Consider the following 247-nt stretch of genomic DNA (forward strand, 5'->3'; position numbering starts at 1 on the left):
CTCGTGGCCGCCGCAGAACGGGTAGGTCATGACCTGCAGGTCGCCGGTCGGGAGGTGGTCGTCGGAGTGGCACAGCCCGGAGGCGGCCAGCTTGACCTGGACCTCGCCGCGACGCGGGGCGTCGAGCTCGAGGGTGACGGTCTCGTAGGACCCGGGGGACGAACGGAGGATCGAGGCGCGAGTGGTGGTGGGCATCGTTGCTCCTGTGCTTCGCTCGAACTGGGTGGCACCTGGTGCCACCCAGTTC

General features: G+C 69.6%; 1 protein-coding gene. It reads right to left on the reverse strand.

Annotated features, from left to right (window positions below):
* Positions 1-195, reverse strand: a 195-nt coding sequence (locus AC0IVP_RS22040; protein ID WP_471759297.1) for an alcohol dehydrogenase catalytic domain-containing protein, incomplete at its 3' end; no start/stop codon positions are given.
* Positions 196-247: the final 52 nt, after the last annotated feature.

It is taken from the genome of Klenkia sp. AC732 (assembly GCF_979256525.1).